The organism is Treponema sp. Marseille-Q4523 (genome assembly GCF_016901105.1).
GTDB lineage: Bacteria > Spirochaetota > Spirochaetia > Treponematales > Treponemataceae > Treponema_D.
This window is the reverse complement of record NZ_JAFEVM010000007.1, coordinates 15,839-33,208: the sequence shown is the minus strand read 5'-3', so window position 1 is coordinate 33,208 and position 17,370 is coordinate 15,839. Positions and strand designations below refer to the sequence as shown.

The 17,370-nt window shown below is 50.1% G+C and carries 17 protein-coding genes; 6 read left to right on the top strand and 11 right to left on the bottom strand.

The annotated features are described in order from the left end of the window. Positions 1 to 6 precede the first annotated feature (6 nt). The 4 genes from JSQ97_RS03565 to JSQ97_RS03550 form a co-directional block, all read right to left on the bottom strand. Positions 7 to 861, bottom strand: a complete 855-nt coding sequence (locus JSQ97_RS03565; RefSeq protein ID WP_205074784.1) for a metal ABC transporter permease — start codon at positions 859 to 861, stop codon at positions 7 to 9. Positions 862 to 1,046: 185 nt separating this feature from the next. Then, entirely contained in the window at positions 1,047 to 1,928 is an 882-nt protein-coding gene (locus JSQ97_RS03560) for a metal ABC transporter permease (protein ID WP_205074783.1), read from the bottom strand. A gap of 30 nt (positions 1,929 to 1,958) precedes the next feature. Next, entirely contained in the window at positions 1,959 to 2,849 is an 891-nt protein-coding gene (locus tag JSQ97_RS03555; protein WP_205074782.1) for a manganese/iron ABC transporter ATP-binding protein, read from the bottom strand. A 13-nt stretch (positions 2,850 to 2,862) separates the two neighbouring features. Next, complete coding sequence (locus JSQ97_RS03550; RefSeq protein ID WP_205074781.1) at positions 2,863 to 3,816, bottom strand: metal ABC transporter substrate-binding protein; 954 nt, start codon at positions 3,814 to 3,816, stop codon at positions 2,863 to 2,865. Positions 3,817 to 4,313: 497 nt separating this feature from the next. Between JSQ97_RS03550 and JSQ97_RS03545 the strand changes: the two genes are divergently transcribed. Next, positions 4,314 to 4,499: a hypothetical protein gene (locus tag JSQ97_RS03545; protein WP_205074780.1), complete on the top strand. Its 186-nt coding sequence runs from the start codon at positions 4,314 to 4,316 to the stop codon at positions 4,497 to 4,499. 185 nt (positions 4,500 to 4,684) lie between these two features. On the opposite strand, the gene mntR is transcribed toward JSQ97_RS03545, so the two are convergent. Further along, positions 4,685 to 5,101, bottom strand: a complete 417-nt coding sequence (gene mntR, locus JSQ97_RS03540) for a manganese-binding transcriptional regulator MntR (protein WP_205074779.1) — start codon at positions 5,099 to 5,101, stop codon at positions 4,685 to 4,687. A gap of 628 nt (positions 5,102 to 5,729) precedes the next feature. Between mntR and JSQ97_RS03535 the strand changes: the two genes are divergently transcribed. The 4 genes from JSQ97_RS03535 to JSQ97_RS03520 are packed head-to-tail and all read left to right on the top strand — an operon-like array spanning position 5,730 to position 8,812. Beyond that, a complete protein-coding gene (locus JSQ97_RS03535) occupies positions 5,730 to 6,350 on the top strand; it encodes an ATP-dependent Clp protease proteolytic subunit (RefSeq protein WP_205074826.1) in 621 nt (206 codons plus the stop codon). Positions 6,351 to 6,356: 6 nt separating this feature from the next. Next, on the top strand, positions 6,357 to 7,262 hold the full coding sequence (locus tag JSQ97_RS03530) for a GNAT family N-acetyltransferase (protein WP_205074778.1): 906 nt from the start codon (positions 6,357 to 6,359) through the stop codon (positions 7,260 to 7,262). A gap of 29 nt (positions 7,263 to 7,291) precedes the next feature. Further along, positions 7,292 to 8,095 (top strand): DbpA RNA binding domain-containing protein, encoded by an 804-nt coding sequence (locus JSQ97_RS03525; RefSeq protein WP_205074777.1) that lies wholly within the window; start codon positions 7,292 to 7,294, stop codon positions 8,093 to 8,095. Between the two features lie 30 nt (positions 8,096 to 8,125). Next, the gene (locus JSQ97_RS03520) at positions 8,126 to 8,812 is read left to right on the top strand and encodes an MBL fold metallo-hydrolase (RefSeq protein ID WP_205074776.1); all 687 of its coding nucleotides are present in this window, start codon (positions 8,126 to 8,128) and stop codon (positions 8,810 to 8,812) included. 97 nt (positions 8,813 to 8,909) lie between these two features. Here JSQ97_RS03520 and JSQ97_RS03515 read toward each other — a convergent pair whose 3' ends face one another. Continuing rightward, positions 8,910 to 9,497: a flavin reductase family protein gene (locus JSQ97_RS03515; RefSeq protein ID WP_205074775.1), complete on the bottom strand. Its 588-nt coding sequence runs from the start codon at positions 9,495 to 9,497 to the stop codon at positions 8,910 to 8,912. 263 nt (positions 9,498 to 9,760) lie between these two features. Between JSQ97_RS03515 and JSQ97_RS03510 the strand changes: the two genes are divergently transcribed. Next, the gene (locus JSQ97_RS03510; protein ID WP_205074774.1) at positions 9,761 to 10,843 is read left to right on the top strand and encodes a BMP family lipoprotein; all 1,083 of its coding nucleotides are present in this window, start codon (positions 9,761 to 9,763) and stop codon (positions 10,841 to 10,843) included. A 279-nt stretch (positions 10,844 to 11,122) separates the two neighbouring features. Here JSQ97_RS03510 and JSQ97_RS03505 read toward each other — a convergent pair whose 3' ends face one another. From JSQ97_RS03505 to JSQ97_RS03485, 5 genes are all read right to left on the bottom strand, one after another. Continuing rightward, positions 11,123 to 11,929 carry a tRNA threonylcarbamoyladenosine dehydratase gene (locus JSQ97_RS03505; RefSeq protein WP_486389577.1) on the bottom strand — a complete coding sequence of 269 codons (807 nt, stop codon included), beginning with the start codon at positions 11,927 to 11,929 and terminating at the stop codon, positions 11,123 to 11,125. A gap of 55 nt (positions 11,930 to 11,984) precedes the next feature. Further along, positions 11,985 to 12,917 carry a type I phosphomannose isomerase catalytic subunit gene (locus JSQ97_RS03500; protein ID WP_205074773.1) on the bottom strand — a complete coding sequence of 311 codons (933 nt, stop codon included), beginning with the start codon at positions 12,915 to 12,917 and terminating at the stop codon, positions 11,985 to 11,987. A gap of 4 nt (positions 12,918 to 12,921) precedes the next feature. After that, positions 12,922 to 15,648, bottom strand: a complete 2,727-nt coding sequence (locus JSQ97_RS03495) for an AAA and adenylate/guanylate cyclase domain-containing protein (RefSeq protein ID WP_205074772.1) — start codon at positions 15,646 to 15,648, stop codon at positions 12,922 to 12,924. Positions 15,649 to 15,876: 228 nt separating this feature from the next. Continuing rightward, complete coding sequence (locus JSQ97_RS03490; RefSeq protein ID WP_205074771.1) at positions 15,877 to 16,851, bottom strand: BtrH N-terminal domain-containing protein; 975 nt, start codon at positions 16,849 to 16,851, stop codon at positions 15,877 to 15,879. Further along, positions 16,848 to 17,366: a PadR family transcriptional regulator gene (locus tag JSQ97_RS03485; RefSeq protein WP_205074770.1), complete on the bottom strand. Its 519-nt coding sequence runs from the start codon at positions 17,364 to 17,366 to the stop codon at positions 16,848 to 16,850. Before JSQ97_RS03485 ends, JSQ97_RS03490 begins: the two co-directional genes overlap by 4 nt. Between the last annotated feature and the right edge of the window lie 4 nt (positions 17,367 to 17,370).

Here is a 17,370-nt window from a genome sequence, read left to right as displayed (position 1 = left end):
AAGGTTTCACCGCACCTTCTGCCCTTGCCGCACAAAGCGCACGATCATGCCGTACTTCGGCGCAAACATCATCGTCAAAACGAAAAACAGCGCTTCGGTTAAAATAATGCACGCGCCGGTCGCTCCGTTCAAAAAATAGCTTGCGTAAGTACCGATGAGCGCGCTCGATGCGGCCGACAGCGCGGAAATACAAAGCATGCGGTCAAGTATGTCCGTTAAAAGATAGGCGATACAGCCCGGTATAATCAGCATTGCAACCGTAAGCAAAATCCCGACCGCTTGCAGCGAAGCGACGATCGTCAGCGCCGTAAGCGCAAGAAAAAGATAATGTATAAACCTTATGTTGAGTCCGATCGCTCTCGCATGATTTTGATCGAACAAATACAAAAGAATATCCTTGCGCTTGGCGACGACCAGCACAAGCGTTATCAACGAACAGACGAGGGCCTGTATCATATCGCGCTTTTCAATTCCCAAAAGGCTCCCGAACAAAATGTGCATAAAATGGATGTTCGAACTCACCTTCGTAACGAGGATCAAACCCAGCGCCATCATGCCGGTAAAAACCGCACCCATAACCGAATCTTCTCGGATGCGGCTCCGCGCTTTTATCCAGCCCGTGGCGGCCGCGTTGAGCAAGCCCGCCGCAAAGGCGCCGGCTCCCAGCGGAATATGAACGAGGTAAGCGACGACGATTCCCGGCAGTACGGCGTGTGAAATCGCATCTCCCATGAGCGACCATCCCTTTAAAATAAGGTAGCACGAAACGACTGCGCACACGCAGCCGACCAAAGCCGCAATCACGAGCGCCTTTACCATAAAGCCGTACATAAACGGTTCGATAAGTTTTGTCCACAACATACCTTACTCCCCACTGCCCTCATCTTATTAATTTTTATTAATTTTTTTCGGGCGGCTCGGTTTTCGCGCCTGCGAAAACCGCCGGGCTTTCCGCACTTCCGCTTTCGCTTCATTCGCCGGTTCACAGCTTTGCAATCCGGCGAACGCCTCCGGCGGTGCTCCAATCCCTGCCGCAAAAAACGCTTTCAGCTTTCGGCCGCTCTTTTTGCAAAAAAATCCCTTACAGCCTTTGCCGCATTCAGCTTTGCCGCAAGTATTCCGTGACGCGGCGCAAAAAAGAGGACGGCTAAAAAAAACAAAAACTGCAGCGCAACAATGCAGCCGCCTGCCGACCCGTTCAAAAAATAACTGATATACGCGCCGGCGGAAGACGTCAGCACGCCGATAATCGACGCGAGGCGCATCATCGAAGAAAATGTATCCGTAAGCAAATAGGCGGCTGCTCCCGGCGTTACAAGCATTGCGACGACCAAAATACTGCCGACCGTCTGCAGCGCGGCGATCGCCGTAACGGCGAGCAGCGTAAGCAGCAAGAGGTACAAGACATTCGTGTTGAGGCCTATCGCGCGCGCCTGCGCCGGGTCGAACGAAAAAAGGCGCAAGTCCTTCCACTTAAGCAAAATAATCGCAAGACTGCTCCCGGCAATGATCAGCGTTTGAACGATGTCGCGGTCGGCAATACCGAGAATGTTTCCCATAACGATCGTCGAAAGCGTTATGTTGCTCGGAAACAGCGAAATAAGCAAAACGCCCAGCGCAAAAAAAGTCGTATACACGATTCCGATAACGGCGTCTTCGCGGATCCTCGTGCGCTTTTTTATAAAGCCCATCGCAAGAGCGGCGAGCATACCGCTTATAAACGCGCCGACCGAAAACGGTATGCCGATTATGTACGCAACGGCAACCCCCGGAACTACCGCATGCGATAAGGCATCGCCGAGCAGCGACCAGCCTTTGAGTACGACAAAGCACGAAAGCAGCGCGCACACACCGCCGATAAAGCCGCTGACGAGGATCGCCTTTACCATGTATTCATAGTGAAACGGAATCAATAAATTCGAAAGCATTCGTATTCCTCCGTAAATCCCTTATGCCGATTATTTCGGCGAAACGACTTCGGTATTTCTAATGCCGCGCCGATAGGGCTTGCCTTCCCGCTTTGTAATCAGGGCGCCTTCATCGTCGGTAAACACTCTGAACTCGTGCGTACTGTCTTCGGGATTGTCGGTGTGATCGAGTTTAATGCTGCGCAGTGCGCCGCCGAACGCTTTTATAAGATTGTCGGCCGTAAAAGTCGTTTCCGTCGGGCCTGCGGCAAGCACCGTTTTGTTGATAATCACGACGTGATCGCAGAATTCGGGAACCGAACCCAAATCGTGCGTCGACACGAAAATCAAGTGTCCGTCGTTTTTAAGCTCGCGCAAAAGATCGATTATCGCCGTTTCGGTTTTAACGTCGACTCCCGTAAAGGGCTCGTCGAGCAGGATGATTTTTCCCCGCTGCGCCAAAGCGCGCGCAAGGAAGACCCGCTTTTTTTGCCCGCCGGAAAGTTCTCCGATTTGCCGGTCTTTAAACTCGAGCATTTGCACGCGCTCAAGGCTGCGTTCGGCAATCTCTTTATCTTCCCTATTCGGTATGCGTAAAAAATTCATATAACCGTAGCGCCCCATCATAACGACATCCCACACGCTTACCGGAAACGACCAGTCAACTTCTTCCGACTGCGGCACGTAGGCAAGCAGCCGGTGCTTTTGCGCCTGCCTCACCGGTTCGCCGCAAATCGTTACCGAACCGTTCATCGGTTTAATAAAACCCATTATCGTTTTAAAAAGCGTGGACTTACCGCTGCCGTTTACGCCGACGAGCGCCGTAATCGTTCCTTTTTGCAAACGGAACGACGCATCGTAGAGCGCAACGTGGCCGTTATTGTACGCGACGCTTACGTTTTGTACCGCAAGTTCAACGGGAACTTCCCTATCGGTATTCATATTTTGCCTCGCATTATTTTGACAAACTGTCTTGAAATCCCCTTACAATCGTATCCGCATTGTATTCGAGCATTTTCAAATAGGTCGGCGCATCCCCGTCTTCATAGGTTAAAGAGTCGACATACAAAACGCCGCCGTAACGCGCGCCGGTTTCTTTGCACACTTGCAGCTGCGGCTTATTGCTGATCGTACTTTCGGAAAACGCGACGGGAATGTGATTTTTCCGTATCGTGTCCACGACTTTTTGAATTTGCTGCGGTGTGCCTTCTTCATCGGCGTTTACCGGCCACAGGTACAATTCCTTCATATTGCAGTCGCGGATAAGGTATGAAAAGGCGCCTTCGCAGGTTACGAGCCAGCGCTGCTCTTCGGGGATTTCCGAAAGCTTGTCGGCCAAAAAACCGTCGATTTTTTTAATGCTTTCGCTGTAGGATGCCGCGTTTGCGTTGAACGTTTCGGCATTAGCGGGATCCAAGGCGACAAAGGCTTTTCGGATATTTTCGACATAGACGAGGGCGTTTTTCGGTGACATCCACGAGTGAGGATTGGGCATGCCGTTGTACGGGCCTTCGCCGATACCCAGCGGTTCGATACCGTCGCTCAGCGTTGCGCTCGGCACGTTTTTAACGCTTCCCATAAATTTTTCGAACCAGCGCTCAAGACCGAAGCCGTTGCGCAAAACCAAATCCGCAGACTGCGCCTTTACGACGTCGAGCGGCGTCGGTTCGTATTCGTGAATTTCCGCACCGGGCTTTGTAATCGATTCGACGAGAATCTTATCGCCCGCAATATTTTGCGCTATGTCCTGCAAGATCGTAAAAGTCGTTACGACGCGCTTCGGCCGTGCCGAATCCTGCGTGCCTGCAGACGCCGCAGCGCTTTTCTTTGCGCATCCGGTAATACAGACGGCGCACAACACTGCCGCCGCGGCAATCGAAGCGGCGGTAAACCCTATGTTTTTTTTCATAATAACTCCTGAATATATTTACAATTATATGTAGTATAAACTACATACGAAATCGCAGGGACCGTTTTTTCTCGTTGAGCGGATATCCTTCAGTCTTAAAGTAGTATATACTACATATAGACAATACTAATGTAGTATACACTACCTAATATTGTCAAGAGGGGGAAAGAAAAAAGATAATAAAAAATTGATGAAAGACTTAAAAATAATCCAGGGCTTAAAATAATAGTAAAGTTACAATATTTAAATATAAATTCGTACGCTTCTAAAACGAAGGAGTAGTTTAATTTTGCAGCATACTACCGTCACTATACAATTCGCCTTACGGGAAAATCGATTTTTTTGTTTATACCCTACAAAATTCATATTGAAAAAAATTATAATATATATTATTATAATTAGAAAGTGGATGAAGATATGTGGGGAGTACTATATAATACTTTAGCTGGGTGTAGAGTTTCCAACATATTTTCAAAAACAATATACGAGGAAATAAAATGTTAGGATTAGGTATCGTCTTAGTAATTCTTGGAATTTTAGGCAGGGTTTTTGCTTCTGTACATCATATCACAGATTCAACAGCAAAAGCCATGGGATGGATAATCTTAAATAAAATAGTGGCAATTGGGAGTTGGATACTCTTACTAATCGGTGTTTGTTGTATTTTACTCGGAGTAGGATAATTACTCTTGTTTTTGTAAATACTTTGGAAACGAAGTGGGATAAAAGGCATCCAAGTTTGAAGTCGATGCGGTTGTCGCCAATATAAAACTGATGATAGAATAGCGCGCAGTTCCGCTTCCTGTTTCGACTCCGCTTTTCCGTGCGACGCTTTCATCACGTACCCCGCAAACCGCCGATACTTCGCCTACCGTTCCGCTATAAAGTTTTTCATACACTCGAGCGTCTCGGCGCTGATGTGATGTTCCAAACCCTCGGAATCGATGACGGCGGTTTTTTCGCTCACACCGATTTTCAATAAAAAGCTTCGGACAATGCCGTGACGCTTCGTACATTTTCGCGCGAGCGCATAGCCGTCAGCTGTGAGAAGTATCGGTTTGCGAGCTTCGTTTTCTATAAAACCGTTGGCTTTTAAACGCTGCAACACTTGGATGACGGATACGTGGCTCACGCCGAAATACCGTGCGAGATCCATAACGCGGCACTCGCCGGCCTCTTTTATTATTTTTGCGATAACTTCGGTGTAATCTTCGAGTATTTCCGCCGCGTGATCGGCGCGGGTACGTAAAAAAGCAAGTGATGCTTCCGTTTTTTCTTCCGGCATTGTACGCTCCGTCTCCGGTATCGTTCGAATATTTTACGGCATACTGCATCGTAAAAAGGATTTTTCATTATACACTATAAACCGTTTTTTTTCAAAAGGCCGGTTGCAGACGCTGTAGATGCAGCCCTTGCTCTGCCGCTAAAATCCCGCCTTGCTCACAACGCATTATTTCAGTATATTATTAGATTGAATGGCAAGTTTGGAAAATGTTAACCGATAAAGCTGTGCTTACGGCAAGAACTTCGTTCGGCTTTGCCTCACTACCGAGTTTGCTCTGCAAACTCGCCTGTGTGCCGGAACCTCGCCGTAAGCATAATTTGATTTGATTTCCAAACTCGCCATTCAGTCGGTGAGCGAAACGGATGGAAAATTTCGAGTTTAAAAAACTCGAAATTAAACTTATTATAGCGAATTGAATATCGAGTTTTGAAAGTATATAATAATAAAATATGCTTTCGGCGAGAACTTCGTTCAGCTTTGCCTCACTCCCGAGTTTGCTCTGCAAACTCGCCTGTGTGCCGGAATCTCGCCTCCGCACGATTTTATTTATTTTCAAAACTCGACCTTCAGCTGATGCGCTGACGGAAAGTTGGAATTGTTAGGAGCAATCGTGTATAAGTATGTGACGATGTCGCCTCGGTGCGATGAAGACGACGATGAAAAGAAAAAGATGCCGGAGATGCCCGATCCGCTTACGGAAAAATTCTTAAAGACGCGGCAAATCATCCTGTCGGGCGAAATCAATAAAGAGTTGGCGGACAAAGTCGTGCGGCAGCTGCTCGTACTCGAAGCGGCCGGCGACGAAAAGACGATTTATATGTATATCGATTCACCCGGAGGGGATGTCGATGCGGGTTTTGCGATTTTCGATATGATCCGCTTTATCAAATCTCCGGTAGTCCTCATCGGTATGGGACTGGTCGCAAGCGCGGCCGCTCTCGTGCTGCTTGCCGTTCCGAAAGACAGACGCGTGGGACTTCCGAACAGCCACTATCTCATCCATCAGCCGATGAGCGGCATGAAAGGCGTCGCGACGGATATCGAGATCCACGCGAAAGAGCTTGCAAAAACGCATGCGAAACTCAACCGCATCATCGCCGAAGAAACGGGTACGAGTGAAGAACAGGTCGCAAAAGATACCGACCGCGATCACTGGCTCGACGCCGACGAAGCAAAGCAATACGGCCTTATCAGCCGCGTCGTCAAAACGCGGGCGGAAATTGTCAAAGGCGATTCGGGTGCAAAATAAATCGATATGACGTTCCTTTTGACCGAAGAGCTTGCGGACGCGATCGCATCTGCGCTCGAAAATCAGGAACGGCGTTTCGTTGTGGACGCTGAAAAAGAAGCGCTTTCGGATGCGGCTTCGGTCGAAGCGGACGAAGTCCGCTACTATGCATTGCCCGAATGGGATTCCGCGGCGGGTTTTAAATTGCGGGAAGCGTTCGTTGCTTCCGTGTATGCGCCGCTTGTCAAAAGCGAACTGATCGAAGTTTTGCATTCGGGAAGGGGGGTGTTCAGAAATTTCAAGACTGTTCTAAAAAGATTTCCTGAAGTCGAAAAACGGTGGCATCGATTCAAAAACAAAAAGCTCCGTGAATACATCGGCGGATGGTACAACGATTTGCGTGAAATATGGGGTTTGGAAAAGCTCGATCATATCGTCGAAGAATACGACGATTTGCTTCGAAACGACTTCACATTTCAGGCATACGATTCCGCACGGGACGCGGATTGCATCCTTCATTCGGTATGCGTGTGCGGTTTTTGTTCCGCCTTGCCGGATGATACGGATTGTAATGAAATCGAAAACGCCGCAGGCGAATTATGGCGGCATCTTTTTGCATTCGGAGAGTCCGTGCGGCAGACGGGTTTTATATGCCGCACGCCGGACGGTGATTTTGCCGGATGCATTACGGCGGCGGACCTTTCGTCCCGAACGGAAACGACGGCCGTCTTAACAAGTTTTTTCGTGCCCGAAAGCTATCGCGGATTGGGCATCGGAAGCGAACTTTTTTCACTTTGCCTCGCCGATCTTCAAAAGCGGGGCAAGCGTTATGTAGTGACTGCAAACACGATCATACCCGACAGCCTCGTCGCTCTGTTCGAGCGCAACGGTTTCCGAAAAACAGGCTCGGGTTTTGCAGCGAAGATTCAGTAATTTTTATTTTGATTTGAAGAGGTAATGATATGGCATTCCAACGGGAGATTGAAATCGACAAAGAGCGCGTAGCGTCTTTTTTGAAAAACGCGCTGAACAAAGTGATGACCGAAGAAAATCCGGATCTGCTCAACGACTTGAAAAAAATATTCAAACGGACGATTCCGTTTTCGAAACGCATGTACGTCGCCGCATATCTGACAAAAGAAATGCAGGGAAGATTTCACGGAAGCCCGAACGCGAGACGGAACGGTACTTCGCTCCACGGTGCGGGGGGACGTTCCGGAAGAAATTTCAAAGACGCCCCCTACGGCAGATCCTCGTATGACGAACGCAGAGGAAGCGCCGAATCCTTCGATGAACTCCGCGACGAAACGCATACTCCGCATCCGCGCGTGCAGATCGACGAAGCGCTTGCCGCAACGATATTTATCAGCATCGGGCGGAACAGGCGCGTATATCCGCGCGACCTCGTCGGTCTGCTCGTAAGCGTTGCCGGTCTCGACCGCGACAGGATCGGCGATATCCGCGTACTCGCAAATTATTCGTTCGTGCAGCTGTTCAAAGACGATACGGACAAAGCGATCGCCGCGCTCAACGGCTACGATTACCGCGGACGAAAACTCGCAGTGAGCTTTTCCCGCCAAAAAGACGATACGGACGAAGGCACAAGCGCCTATGCCTCCGATGCGCACGATACGGCACAAACGGCTGAAGATGAAAAAGCCTATGCCGCGGCTGAAAAGGCGGCTTACGACAAAGAGCCTTTTACGTCTCCTTCGTACAAGAGCGAAAACGAAGCTTCGGAAAGAAGCGGCGGCTACCTCGTCTGAGCGCGCCGCTTTCGTAAAAACCGTTTCCGTATGGAAAAATTAACGATTTTACGGACGGGACCGCTCGGTGTAAACACGTATATCGTACCGCTCGCAGGCGACGCGGTATACGTCGTCGACCCCGCCGCCTGCGCCCTTACCGGTGACGAAACGGAAATCACCGCATGGCTTAAAGAGCATAAAAAAGAGCCGCGCGCAATTATCTTAACGCACGGACACTTCGATCATATTTTGGGGCTTCGGGTTCTAAAACGCGCGTATCCCGCCTGCCCTATCGCAATTCACAAAGCCGACGCATCCTGTCTCGGCGGCTCCTCGCCTTCGTCGCAGATCGAATCGCTCCGTCTCATGGGACTTGAAGCCGTCGCCTCCGCCCTTCGCGATATGCCGCCTCCCGACATAACGTTTTCAGGCGGAGAGACGCTCGGAGATGTCATTCCGTGCGGAGACGACATACGCACTGCTCTTTCACAGTGGAAGATAATACACACGCCGGGTCATACGCAGGGTTCGGTTTGCCTTTACAGCGCCGCGCGCAACGAACTCATCTCGGGCGACACGATATTTTACCGAAGCTCAGGGCGCACCGATTTACCCGGAGGAGATGAGGGCGCAATGCTTACAAGTCTCGCGTCGATTAAAAAAGCAATTCCGCCTGAAACGATCGTATACCCCGGACACGACTACTGCGGTTTCCCGATTCGGGAAAATTATTAATAGGTCGAATGTCGAATTTGAAAATGCGATGTTGTAATTCGCAATAATACAGCGAATCAACTACCACCACCAAAGATGGTGGCTTGAAAAAAATTGCTCAAAGCGAATTTTTCGAGGTACCCATCAGCGCGGCGCCGCTCTTCCACGCCTGTCCGACTTTTTCTCCGATGCGGTAATAGCCGTTTTGAAATTGGTCGAACACGAAGGCGTTGATTTTTTCGGGATCGATTTTGCCTTTTACGTCGAGGATTTTTTCATCCGCGATGACATTGACGATTTCTCCGACGACGCGGAAACCGCACGCGCCGTGTTCGATCGCCGCGACTTTGCATTCGAGCGTGAGCGGAAATTCTTCGACAACGGGAGCGTCGACTTTTCTGCTTTTATACGCGTGAAGCCCCGTGCGTTCGAATTTATCGGGCATCGTATTGCTCGATGCAATGCCGAAAAAATCCGCCGCTTCGATATTGTCTATATCCGCCACGCTCAGCGTAAAGGCGCTGCGCTTTTTAATATTTTCGGACGTCTTGTGCGTTTCGTCGAGATTGAGCGCGATCATATTTTCCGCACAGATTCCGCCCCATGCCATATTCATAACGTCGACACTGTCGTCTTCGTTGTACGTCGCAATCATCAGCACCGGCATGGGAAACACATAGGGATGAACGCCTAAATCTTTTTTCATAACAACCTCTGTAATTTTTGCGAAAAATCGCAAGCTTTGATAAAACGACGGCAACCTCTCCGACTCCGCCGATCCCCCTATCTTACCGCATAAAAACCCTAGCACCGAAGCGCGGCTTTGTCAACGAAGAGGAAAAAAGCACAAATAAGGAAGCAAAGTGAAAGCATACAGCAAACGAATGCTTGACTAATACCGATCGTCGGTATACTATTTTCACGATGCTTGCTTATCCTCAATAAAATCACATGATCAAGGAGAACACTATGAAAAAAACGATCGCCATTCTGTGCGCGCTGCTCGCAGCGGGTGCGGTCTTCGCAACAGGAGGCGCCGATTCTTCGGCATCCGGAAAAAAATCGCTCCGCGTCGGTATGGTAACCGATGCCGGAACCATCGACGACAAATCATTCAATCAAGGTACATGGGAAGGCATCCTCCGCGCGAAAAAAGATATGGGCATCGAATGCAAATATCTGAAACCTGCAGGAACGACGGAAGCCGACTATCTCAAAGAAATCGGAAACCTCGCGGATGCGGGCTATCAGATGATTATCTGCCCTGGCTTCAAATTCGAAACCGCCGTTTTCGCAGCGCAAGACAAATACCCGAAAGTCAAATTCGTCATCCTCGACGGAAAACCGCACAACGCCGATTATTCGGTATTCAAAACGGCGTCGAACGTCGCGGCCATTTCGTGGCTTGAACAGCAGTCGGCCTTTATCGCAGGCGTCGCGGCGGCGGTACAGGTCAAAGAAGGCAGCTTCGGCTTTATCGGCGGCATGGAAATCCCCGCCGTTCAAAAATTCAACTGGGGATGGCAGCAGGGCATCAAATACGCAAACGCGAACTTCGGCACGAAGATAACGATCAAATCCGAAAACGTCATCTATCAGGGAACCTTCAGCGACATCGCGGCAGGTCAGCAGCTCGCAGCTTCCATGTTCGACAAAGGAGTCAAAGTCATCCACGCTGCCGCAGGCGGAGTCGGCGTCGGCGTCATCAACGAAGCGAAAACGAGGCGCTCTACCGGCAAAGACGTATGGGTCGTCGGCGTCGATGTCGATCAATACAACGAAGGCATGATGCCGAACAAAAAGAGCGCCGTACTCACATCAGCTATGAAATTCCTCGACCGCGCTTCGTACGACATGATCAAAGCCGAACTCGCGGGCCAATTCCCCGGCGGCAAAGAACTCGAGTTCACGGCGAATAACGACGGCGTCGGCATCCCCCTCAAAAACCCGAACCTCTCGGCGGAAGCCCAAAAACGCGCAACCGAAGCATTCGAAGCTATCAAATCGGGAAAAGTTATCGTTGCGGATAATCCTGCAGGATTAATAAAATAAAAATCGGGACGAAACGGTCGGAAGAACCCGCCCTCCGCGGCTCGCTCACGCTCGGCCGCTTCCCTCGCTTACGCTCGCTCCGGCGTCTGCCTTCGGCACCGCTCCGCGCGGGCGTAGGTTGACGGTGTAAAAGCATCGTCGAAAGCAGACGTTTAAAAACAGCGGCGGTCGCCGTTTTCGTCGGCTTGGGATTTCTTTCACAATTTATTAATTATTAGATTCAATTTCGAGTCCCGCCAAGCTCCGCACCCAAACCGATTATTAATATCATCAGCGAACTTACGCTTTTTCAAGCAAATCGCACACGACTTTTTGCGCAATCAAAAGCCCCGCAGCGGCGGGCACGAATGAAATGCTCGCAGGCGGTTTTTCCCGGACGGCAGGCATCTCCGTCGAATACAGCACCGGAACTTTTTCTATGCCTCTCTTTTTCAATTCCCTCCGCACGACGCGCGCAAGCGGACACACGCTCGTCTCCGCTATGTCCCCAATGCGAAAACGCGACGCGTCGAATTTATTTCCGGTACCCATGGCGCTTATGACGCGCGTACCCGCATCTTTGGCCCTTTTAATTATTTCGATCTTTGCCGCAACAGTATCGACGGCATCGACGACGTAATCCCAGCGGGAAAAGTCAAAGAAGCCGGCCGTGTCGGGAAGAAAAAAACAGCGATGAGCCGTCACTTCGCATTCGGGATTGATGTCGCGGATGCGTGCGGCGGCGACATCGACTTTATACGCGCCGACCGTACTGCAAAGCGCGAATATCTGCCGGTTTATGTTTGAAAGGGAAACGGTATCGTTATCGACGATATCGAGAGAACCGATACCCGCACGGGCGAGCGCTTCGACGACAAAGCCTCCGACTCCTCCGATACCGAACACGGCGACGCGGCTTTTTTTCAGCGTTTCGATGCCCTCTTCCCCGACGAGCATCCTCGTGCGCGAAAAGCGATCCTCTTCGCATCGAGCGCATTCGGCATCTCCGGTTTTCCCGACGTTAAGCGCAGCATCCGTGCCGACCGCCGCTTCTCCCGCAGCGCCTTCTGTGCTCCCTGTTCCGACGGCGGCATCCGCCGCGGACACCGCCTCCTCTACAGCACTTTTCGTATCGTGCGCCGTCAATCCATGCGCCCCGCGTTTACACTGCGGATATGACGAGCTGCATATCGCCTTCGAAGATCGCCCGCCCGTACTCGTACGGAAGGATAAAGTGACTCCCCTTCCGGATCGCTTTTCCGTCAACAGTCCCTGCGCCTTCGACGACGGAGACGAGCATAAACTTTTGATCCTGTGCGATCTCCGCCCTCCCGTGCACGTCGAGCGTCCATACGGAAAAATACGGACAGCTCACGAGTTCGTCGAGATTTTTATTGATCGTTTTATGCGGATCTTTTTGCACTTCCCGCTCTTCAAAGGGCGCCGTTATGACATCGATGCTCTCGGCGATGTGAAGGGCGCGGGGCTTTCCGTCGCTTCCCGGCCTATCGTAATCGTAGACTCGGTAGGTAACGTCGCTGCTTTGCTGAGTTTCGAGCAAAAGAGTGCCGCCTTTTATCGCGTGAACCGTTCCCGGCGCAATAAAGAAAAAATCGCCTTTACGCACCGGCACTTCGCGGATAAATTCGTTCCAGCGCTTTTGTTCGATCATCTCCCGCACTTCGTCGCGGTTTTTCGCATTGTGCCCGATGACGATCTTCGCGCCGGGTGCGGCGTCAAGGATATACCAGCATTCCGTTTTGCCGAGGGAACCGTTTTCATGCAGCTTCGCATACGCATCGTCGGGATGCACTTGGATCGACAAGTCGCGCTCCGCATCGATGATCTTCGTCAAAAGCGGAAAACGCTCCCCTGCATCTCCGCCGAAAAGCTCGCGATGATTTTTCCAAAGCTCCGAAAGGTGCATACCGCCGAAAGCGCCGCCTGAAATCGTACAGTCACCGTTCGGGTGCGCGCCGATAGCCCACGCTTCTCCGACACGATCGCTCGGAAGCTCATAACCGTATTCTGAAAGACGCTTTCCGCCCCACACCGTCTCTTTTAGAACGGGATTTAATAAAATAATTTCACGCATCGCGTCAGTTCTCCGCAGCAAGTTTCGTATATTTTGCGATCGCATCGTCGTCTTTCGCTTCCTTCGCATAGTAGAGCAGCTTACCGACAGCCGGCCGAATATTGTCTTTGTATTTTTCTTCGAGATAATTCATGATCGCGGTGTTCAAACTCTTCCGCGTCGATTCGATGATCGTCTTATAGATGACGTCGCGCATCGTCGCGTCCTTAAACGTAAAGAGCGTGCGCTTCGCGTTGTTGCAGAGTATAAAGCCGTGCGCTTCGAGTTCGGCAAGCGAATGTTCGACGACGCTGTGAGAAATCGTTTCGCCGACAAGGGCTTCCAGCACATCGAGTGAAAACGTCCTGCCGATAACGGAAGCGTTTTTGCAGATGACCTGCGCTTCGTAGGGCAGTGCGTTCAGCTGCACGAGGATCACATTTTCGATCGTATAGGGGATCTTTATATCGTTCACGGGACCGACAAGGTAATAATGCCCGTCTTCGGTTTTATCGATTTTTTTGCCCGATATGAGGCTTTCGACGATAACTTCGATGTACATCGGGTTGCCGCCGGCCGCCGCGACTATCTTCGCAATAAGCAATTTGTCGGGTGCTTCGAAACCGAGCAATTTTGCCGCAAGCTGAGCGGCAGTCGCATCGCGCAAATGTGCAAGGCGCAGCACTTTCATATTGTTTAAAGAATAGAGGCGTTTGATCGTTTTCGATTCGCGCGAAACGGGTATGATGAGGATCGGCGCGGTCTTCGGCTTGCGGAACAAATACGAAAGCAAGTGCAGCGAAAGATTATCGCTCCACTGCAGATTTTCAAGCACGATGACGAGCGGATGATTTTCCGCATAGTTTACGAGCAGCGTATACACGAGGCTGAAAAAGTGCTGCTGCTTTGTCGCCGCATCGAGACGCGCCGTCACAGGGTTTTCCGCAAAGCTGTAACCGAGCGTCGTCAAAAAATACGATACCCAATTTTTATCGGACGGAAGATCACGCGCAAATTTGTTCAGAACGTGCAGCAAAAGCATTTCGCCCTGCATCGAATCGGTTATGCCGACGACGCGCTTTATGATATCGCGCCACAAAAAAAACGGAGTGCCCGATTCATACGAATACGCCCTGCCGTACATGACGACGGTGTCGGCATATTTCGCCATAATGTCCGATGTACATTGTTCGACGAGATAGGATTTTCCGATACCGATATCGCCGATGATCGGAGCGAAACACAACTCTCCCCTTCTGCTCTTTTCATACAGCGATGCGAGCGCCGCAAGTTCTCCGCTCCGTCCGAGAAGCTCTGTCTTATGGTTTACTTTTCCCGTATCCTTTTTGATCATCAAAAGATGATACACGGTTTGCATTTCGGAAAAACCTTTGAGCATGATGCCGGGCATCGTTTCCGTTTCGCTTATCGCTGCGGTTTTCGACTTTGTCGCTTCATCGATAAAGACGGTAAAAGCGCCGTGGTTCGTCGCGTTCATCATGAGGCGTGCGGCAAAATTGATCGCGTTGCCGACGATCGTAAAATCTTTGCGCATGTTCGCGCCGAATTCTCCGGCGTAGACGACGCCCGTCGCAATGCCGACGTTGACGATGATCTTACCGCCCTCTTTTTGTTCTTCTTCGATCAGTTTATTGGCGAACAGCATCGCCATGCGCTCTTTGTATTCGATCGCAACGGGCATACCGAAAAAGACGGGAAACACGATGCCCTTGTCGCTTAAATCGGGCTTACCGCAATAGCCGCTGAAACGGCTTGCGATGTCCTGCAGATCTTTATAAATTTTATTAAGACTCGCATAACCTTCCGCGATCGACGCTTCGCTGACAGCCTGTTGAAAGACGCCGTCGAAGCGAACCATGCAGCACGTTACGTTGCGGTATTCGCCGTCGAAGCCCTGTACGTTGTTTTTTATCTGACTGAAGATGATCGGATTTATAAACGAATAGAGGCGGTTGTAAAAACGCGGATTTGTGAACCACGTTTCCACGTCGATGTATTCGGGGCGTTCGACCGACGAGGCGAAATCTTCGGGGATATCGGTCAGGTGATAAAACCCTTCCTGCTCGGCAAAGTAGCGTTCGAGTCCCATTTTACATGCGAGATTCCACACGGGAATACTCACGACGATCTCCTGCGTCGTGCACGCTTCTTCCATTTTGATCGCTTGAATGACGGCAGCTCCGGTAAGCACCGGCGTCATCGAATATTCCGTATCGCCGAGAAATATCTGAAAGATTTCCCCCTGCCCCATACCGATTTTCGGCTTCAGCGTAAAATTAACAAATTCTTCGGAAACCGTATTGTAGTTGTTACTCAGATCGATGATGAGCATCATCGCCGCGAGCGCACGGCGCAAATTGTTTTCGTCGCTTTCGTCTTTTAATCTGTCGAAGCAGATGAGGATCGAATCGCCTGCAAATTGGAATACGGAGCCGCCGAACCCGCGGACGGTTTCTATGACGACTGAATAGTAATCGGACAACGTATTCGTCAAATCGGCAACATCGCGCCCGGTTTTCATATAGCCGTCGACGATTTTCGTAAAACCGATGATATCGAGGTACACCATGACGCCTTGAAACTTTTCTATCGTCCTTTCAAAAAAGCAACAGGCGGATTCACCCATCATTTTTACGACGCGATACGGAACATAACGCGTCATAAAAAAAAGCTGTTCGGGCGTTATGTCGGTATCCGTGCGTAAAATGCAGTCGATGCAATTTTCTTTCATTAACAAAAAACCTCAAAAATAAAAGTGAACTTTCGGTATTTTTTGCGAGTATATATAAGTATAATAGAATTTAGCGCGTAACTTCAAGGGTGTGTGGACTCGCACGCATTGCCCGTATTGCATTCGCTGCGGAAATCAATTTTTAATCGCACGATTTTCATCGGCCGGACGGTTTCGATCAGCTGCAGTACAATTTCCCGCATCCGCTTACGGCATCTCCTTTTACTGTCAGATATTTTCGAGCAGCTGCATCGCTCCTTTTTCCTTTTCGGCGAGACTTCGCAGGAGTTCCGACGCTTGCAGCACGTACCGTCTTTCACCGGTTTTTCCGACGTTTTCAAAAAGCGCGATGACGCGCGACCAGTCTTTCGCAATATCCGTAAACGCTTTGTGTGCTTTTTCGATCGCATCGTGTTTCGTCAAGCGATAAGCTTCGTCTAAAAAATCGCGGTAAAGATTTCGAAACAGCGCTCCGCCGGTCCCCGCTTTTTCCATCAACATCGCGCTCGCGGCGAATTCCGTTTTAACATCTCCGGCGCCGTCGAACCATCGTATAATTTCGCCGCTCGCTTTTTCAATGCCCTTGTACGAAAGATTTTTAATCGGAGGAGAAAGATACGCCGCCGCATTACCGCGGATCGCTTTGACGACGGCTTTTTCGAGCGGAATGCATTTTTCTTTTTCGATCGTATAATACAGATTTTTCGACGACATCGCTCCTTTTTCGCTCCGAGCCGCTTCCAAACTTTCCAGCGACGTCACCAAAGAAGTACCCTGCTGTTTCGTATCGATTAAAAACGCATTTTTATCGTCATAACCGATAATGGCGACGTAGTGTCCCGCAAAATGTATCGGATGCGAAAAATATTCAAGGTGATAGCAATCGAGCTTTAAGCCGACCGCTTTGCCGGCATCCAACAGCGCTTTAACTCCTTCCCACGCTTTTTTATGCGAACTCGTTTCCCGTACCGTAAGTTTCAATCCGAGATTTTTTGCGATATTCGCAGTGAGCACGTCGGGCTTGACGCGGCCGCCCATAAACGGAAACGCCATCGTTTTCATGTTCCATATAATAAAGTTTAAACCTTCGCCGATCCCGAACAGCATCGGTTCTGAAAGCTCGATCCCCAACTGATGCAGCAAAGTTCCCGTCGCCGTAGTTTCGCAGTGCTGTCCGATAAAAGGTTTTACCGATACGTTCATTTTTTTATCCTCCTCAATTCCGCGCTTATCCAATCCGCTTCGGTTTTCAACAATGTTTCGCTCAAAGAGAACAGCTCGCGTGCAGAGCGCGGCGCATTTTCATTTTCCGTAATCTTTTTTTGCAACGCTTGCAAATCTTTTTTTATTTCGTTCCGCCGATTTTTAAAAGCGTCGATGAGTTCCGAAGATTCTAACAGCCAGCTTCCGGCTAATCCCGTCATAAAGTGCATATTCGAAGGCCGCCGCTTTTCGATTCGGTTTTTCGTTTCTTCTTTCAGAATCGCCATACCTTTATCGGTTATGGAATAACGCTTTTGCGCTTTGCCCGCCGTATGAGCGCCGGCCGCCAAACCTTTTTTTTCAAGTCGAGCCAAAACGTAATAAATTGAAGAAAAGCCGACTTCAGTCCACTTCCGCATGCCCCGCTCTTCGATGAGATGTTCGATGTGATAACCGTGCTGCGGTTTTTCGGCTAAAATGCCGAGCAGCAGCAGCTCCGTCAATGATATATCCATACTT